This is a genomic window from Nonomuraea lactucae (genome assembly GCF_003313395.1).
In the GTDB taxonomy this organism is placed as follows: Bacteria; Actinomycetota; Actinomycetes; order Streptosporangiales; family Streptosporangiaceae; genus Nonomuraea; species Nonomuraea lactucae.
Genome location: NZ_QNFZ01000792.1, coordinates 1 through 4,974 on the forward strand (window position 1 = coordinate 1; position 4,974 = coordinate 4,974).

Here is a 4,974-nt window from a genome sequence, read left to right on the forward strand (position 1 = left end):
CTCGCCGACCGGCTCGCCGCCCCCGCCTGAAGCGTGCGGCGGGCGGGTCAGGGCGTCCAGCGGGCGGCGAGTTCCATGTCCTCCGGCGGCGGGCCTGGCAGCGGGCGGTGGGCCGGCGGCCGGCGCAGCGCGTCGAGCATCAGCGTCAGGTAGCGGTGACGGAGCTGCGAGGTCCGCTCGTCGTCGCCCAGCTTCACCGAGGCGAGCTGCTCGAAGAGCAGCGCGATGTCGGCGGCCGTCACGTCCGGCCGCAGCACGCCCGCTTCGACGGCCCGCCCGTAGACCTGGAGGGCCAGGTCGGAGGCCCTGGCAGCGTCGCGGTAGAGCTCCTCCGTGGGCTGGAACGTGCCGGCCAGCCTGATGGTGAGCGAGTTGGTGTCGGCGTCGACGATGCCGCGCATGTAGCCGGCGAACGCCTCCCAGGGATCCCCGTGGTCCTCCAGCGCCTTCTCCGCCACCTCGATGTAGAGCCGGAGCCCGTCGCCGCAGAGCTTCTGCAGCAACGCCTCCTTGCTGGGGTAACGCCGGTAGAGCGCGCTGATCCCGACGCCCGCCCGCTCGGCCACCGCCGCGATGGGAGCGCCGGGATCGGCGGTGAAGACCGCCCGCGCCGCGCGCAGGATCAGCTCGTCGTTCCGTGCGGCCTGCGCCTTGCGGCCGCTCATCGGTGCAGTAGTCATGACTCCAGCATACGGGAACGAATGATTCCGTTCTATTGCTTCCATTGCGGGTTCATTAGTCCGTATGTCTATACAAACCGGAGCCATTGCGGTAGAACCAGGGCTAGCCCGTTGGTCCTGGAGGTGTCCCATGAGACGAACCCCGATCGTATTTGCCCTGCTCAGCGCCCTTGCCTTGAGCGGCTGTTCGTCCCAGTCCGAGCCCGGCGCGCAGAGCGCCGCAACCGCCGGCTCGGCGCCGGCTGCCGCGAGTGTCGGCAATTTCGCCGTAATAACCCACGGCGCTCCCGGCGACGCCTTCTGGGACGTCGTGAAGAACGGCGCGGAGGCGGCCGGGAAGCAGTACGGCGCCACCGTCACCTACCAGGGCGACGGTGACCCGGGCAAGCAGTCGCAGCTCATCGATCAGGCGGTCTCGAAGAGGGTCGACGGCATCGTGGTCTCCATGGCCAACCCCGACGCCCTCAAGGAGGCGATCGGCAAGGCCGTCGCCGCGAAGATCCCGGTGGTGACCATCAACTCCGGGAGCGACTCGTCCAAGGAGTTCGGCGCCATCACCCATGTCGGCCAGTCCGAGGACGTGGCCGGTCGCGGCGCGGGCGAGCAGCTCAAGGCCGCGGGCGTGACCAAGCTTCTCTGCGTCATCCACGAAGCCGGCAACGTCGGCCTCGACCAGCGCTGCAAGGGCGCCCAGGAGACCCTCGGCGGCAGCGTCGAGCGGCTGCAGGTCGACGTGAGCAACCTGGCGGACGTGACCTCCAAGGTCACCGCGAAGCTCCAGTCGGACAAGCAGCTCAACGGCGTGCTCGCGCTCAACCCGGCCGTGGCCGTCGCCGCCCGCGACGCCATCAAGGACTCCGGATCGCAGGCCAAGCTCGCCACCTTCGACCTGTCCGCGGACGTGGTCACCGCGATCAAGGACGGGGAGATCCTGTTCGCCGTGGACCAGCAGCAGTACCTGCAGGGCTGGCTGCCCATCACGTTCCTGACCCTGTACAAGAAGAACCTCAACACCGTCGGCGGCGGCCTGCCGGTCAACACCGGGCCCGGCTTCGTGACCAAGGACAACGCGGAGCAGGTCGCCAAGCTCGCCGAGGCGGGCACCCGATGACCCGTCGAGAGGAGGCGGCGTGACCACTGTCGCGGAGCGGGCCGACGAGCGGATCGCCGGCGTCGGCCTGCTCCGGCGGCTGCTCATCCGGCCGGAGCTGGGCGCGGTCGTCGGGATGATCGTGGTGTTCGCGTTCTTCGCCAGCCAGTCGGAGGTGTTCCGCTCGCCCGCGGGCATCGCCAACTGGCTGGACCCCGCGGCGACGCTGGGCATCATGGCGGTCGCGATCGCCCTGCTGATGATCGGCGGGGAGTTCGACCTGTCGGCCGGTGTGCTGACCGGCACCACGGGCCTGATCCTCGTCACGCTCGCCACGCAGTACGGCCTGAACGTGTGGACGGCGATGCTCGTCGCCCTCGCCGTGGCGCTGGCCATCGGCTTCTTCAACGGCATGGTCGTGACCCGGACGAAACTGCCCAGCTTCATCGTCACGCTGGGCACGTTCCTGATGCTGCAGGGCGCCAACCTCGGCGTCACCAAGGCGCTCACCGGCACGGTGCAGGTCAGCGGCCTGCGCCGGGCCGAGGGCTTCGAGGGCGCCAGGACGATCTTCGCCGGCACGATCGAGATCGCCGGCACCTCCTTCCGGGTGGCGATCCTCTGGTGGCTGCTCGTCACCGCCGTCGCCACCTGGGTGCTGATGCGCTCCCGGGCGGGCAACTGGATCTTCGCGGTGGGCGGCAACGAGCAGGCCGCCCGCGCGGTCGGCGTCCCGGCGGCCCGCACGAAGATCGCCCTGTTCATGACGACGGCGTTCGCGGCCTGGCTCGTCGGCTCGATCCTGGCGCTGCGCTACACGTCCGTGCAGGCCAACATCGGCATCGGCCAGGAGTTCATCTACATCATCGCCGCGGTGATCGGCGGGTGCCTGCTCACGGGCGGGTACGGCTCCGCGATCGGCGCCTCCATCGGCGCGGTGATCTTCGGGATGGCCGACAAGGGGATCGTCTTCCTGGGGTGGGACGCCGACTGGTTCAAGTTCTTCCTGGGCGCGATGTTGCTGCTCGCCACGCTCGCCAACCGGCTGGTGCGGCGGTACGCGGAGGAGGTGAAGCATTGATCCTGGAGACCCGGGACATCGGCAAGACGTTCGGCTCGGTGCTGGCGCTGCGCGGCGTGTCGATGGGCGTCGAGGAGGGCAAGGTCACCTGCGTGCTCGGCGACAACGGCGCGGGCAAGTCGACGCTCATCAAGATCCTGGCCGGGGTGCACCAGCACGACGCGGGCGCGTTCCTCGTGGACGGCGCCGAGGTGCGTTTCGGCAGCCCGCGCGACGCGCTCGACCGGGGGATCGCCACCGTCTACCAGGACCTGGCGATGATCCCGCTCATGTCGGTGTGGCGCAACTTCTTCCTCGGTTCCGAGCCGCGCAAGGGCCTCGCGTTCGACGTGGCCACCGCCCGCAAGGTGGCCCGCGAGGAACTGCGCGCGATGGGCATCGACATCCGCGACGTGGACCAGCCGGTCGGCACGCTGTCGGGCGGCGAGCGGCAGTCGGTCGCGATCGCCAGGGCGGTCCACTTCGGCGCCCGCGTGCTCATCCTCGACGAGCCGACCTCGGCGCTGGGCGTCAAGCAGGCGGGCGTCGTGCTGCGTTACATCGCCAGGGCGCGCGACCGGGGGCTCGGCGTGGTGTTCATCACGCACAACCCGCACCACGCCTACCCGGTGGGGGACCGGTTCCTGCTGCTCAACCGGGGGACGAGCCTCGGCGAGTACGGCAAGGCCGACATCAGCCGCGAGGAGCTGACGGCCCTGATGGCCGGCGGCGCGGAGCTGGAGGAGCTGGAGCACGAGCTCCGGCGGGAGTGATCGGCGCGCCGCCGTACGGACCGCTCCGCCGGAGCCACCCGCCCGGCGGAGCGTCCCAGCGGAAGCGTCAGCGGAGGTTGACGAAGAACTCCCGTACGTCGTGGACGAACGCCTCCGGCCGCTCCAGGGCGGCGAACGTGCCGCCCCGGTCGTGCTCCACCCAGCCGACGATGTTGTTGTCGCGCTCGGCGAAGCGGCGGATCGGCCGCAGGATGTCCTTCGGGAAGACCGAGATCGAGGTGGGCACCGTGGCCGGCTTGAGCTCCCACTCGACCGTGGTGTCCTGGTCGGTGTCGGGCGTCTCGACGAACGAGCGCGCGGCCGAGCCGGCCGTGTTGGTCAGCCAGTAGAGCATGACGGTGGTGAGCAGCCGGTCGGCCGGGATCTCGGCGTCGCTCCACTCGTGGTAGACGCCGGCGAACCAGGCCAGCAACGCCACCGGTGAGTCGGACATGCCGTAGGCGAAGGTCTGCGGGCGGGTCGACTGGATGAGCTTGTAGCCGTACTGCTCGGTCAGGTAGCGCTCGCGGAAGGCCATGCGCTCCTGCTCCACCTCGGTGAGGCCGTCGAGCTCGCCGGGCGCGCCGACGGGGAAGCAGATGATGCCGTTGCCGTGCATGCCGACGACCCGCTCGGGGGCGAGCACGCCGGTCTCGCGGGAGATCCAGGTGCCCCAGTCGCCGCCCTGCACGCCGAAGCGCTCGTAGCCGAGCCGGGTCATCAGCTCCAGCCACGCCTTCGCGACGCGGGTGGACCCCCAGCCCATCTCGCGGGTCGGGCCCGACAGGCCGTAGCCGGGCAGGGACGGGACGACCAGGTGGAAGTCGCGGCTGAGCGGGCCGATCACGTCGAGGTACTCGACGGGCGAGCTGGGCCAGCCGTGCGTGATGAGCAGCGGGAGCGCGTCCTCGCGGGCGGAGCGGACGTGCAGGAAGTGGATGCTCTGCCCGTCGATCTCGGTGACGAACTGGTCGTGCGCGGCCAGCTCGCCCTGCGCGCCCTCCCAGTCGTAGCCCGTGCGCCAGTGGTGGACCAGTCCCTTGAGGTGGCCGAGGGGCACGCCGTACTGCCAGCCGTGGCCGGGCACCTCGTCCGGCCAGCGCACCCGGTCGAGCCGCTCGCGCAGGTCGTCGAGGGCGCCCGGGGCGGTCTCGAACCGGAAGGGCCGGATGTCGTCGCGGGTCAAGGCATCTCCTCCAGTGTGGTCGGTACGCCGTACCGTACAGCATACGGTTCGTCTCTCGCAAGGCGCCCGAGGCGGGAGAGCGGGCGAGGGAGGCATGACGGTCCGGCGCCTCGGCCGGTGGTGGGCGCGGGGAGAAGGGGCGCGGGGAGTGGGGGCGCGGGGAGTGGCGGCAGGGGGCCGGGGGG

Annotated in this window: 5 protein-coding genes; 3 read left to right on the plus strand and 2 right to left on the minus strand. The window is 70.7% G+C overall.

Features of this window, described 5'->3' with window-relative positions; all coding sequences use genetic code 11:
• Nucleotides 1-47: 47 nt before the first annotated feature.
• Nucleotides 48-680: a TetR/AcrR family transcriptional regulator gene (locus tag DQW85_RS27720; RefSeq protein WP_240197465.1), complete on the minus strand. Its 633-nt coding sequence runs from the start codon at nt 678-680 to the stop codon at nt 48-50.
• Nucleotides 681-810: 130 nt separating this feature from the next.
• On the opposite strand from DQW85_RS27720, the gene DQW85_RS27725 reads away from it, so the two are divergent.
• The 3 genes from DQW85_RS27725 to DQW85_RS27735 are packed head-to-tail and all read left to right on the plus strand — an operon-like array spanning nt 811 to nt 3,603.
• Complete coding sequence (locus tag DQW85_RS27725) at nt 811-1,791, plus strand: sugar ABC transporter substrate-binding protein (RefSeq protein ID WP_113702845.1); 981 nt, start codon at nt 811-813, stop codon at nt 1,789-1,791.
• A gap of 19 nt (nt 1,792-1,810) precedes the next feature.
• On the plus strand, nt 1,811-2,851 hold the full coding sequence (locus tag DQW85_RS27730; protein WP_113702846.1) for an ABC transporter permease: 1,041 nt from the start codon (nt 1,811-1,813) through the stop codon (nt 2,849-2,851).
• Nucleotides 2,848-3,603 (plus strand): ATP-binding cassette domain-containing protein, encoded by a 756-nt coding sequence (locus tag DQW85_RS27735; RefSeq protein WP_113702847.1) that lies wholly within the window; start codon nt 2,848-2,850, stop codon nt 3,601-3,603. Before DQW85_RS27730 ends, DQW85_RS27735 begins: the two co-directional genes overlap by 4 nt.
• 67 nt (nt 3,604-3,670) lie before the next feature.
• Here the strand turns inward: DQW85_RS27735 and DQW85_RS27740 are convergent, their stop codons facing one another.
• On the minus strand, nt 3,671-4,789 hold the full coding sequence (locus DQW85_RS27740; protein WP_240197466.1) for an epoxide hydrolase family protein: 1,119 nt from the start codon (nt 4,787-4,789) through the stop codon (nt 3,671-3,673).
• Between the last annotated feature and the right edge of the window lie 185 nt (nt 4,790-4,974).

Bases quoted from the DNA above. Each gene is read 5' to 3' on its own strand.
- DQW85_RS27720 (WP_240197465.1), bottom strand. From the start codon at position 680: ATGACTACTGCACCGATGAGCGGCCGCAAGGCGCAGGCCGCACGGAAC.
- DQW85_RS27725 (WP_113702845.1), top strand. From the start codon at position 811: ATGAGACGAACCCCGATCGTATTTGCCCTGCTCAGCGCCCTTGCCTTG.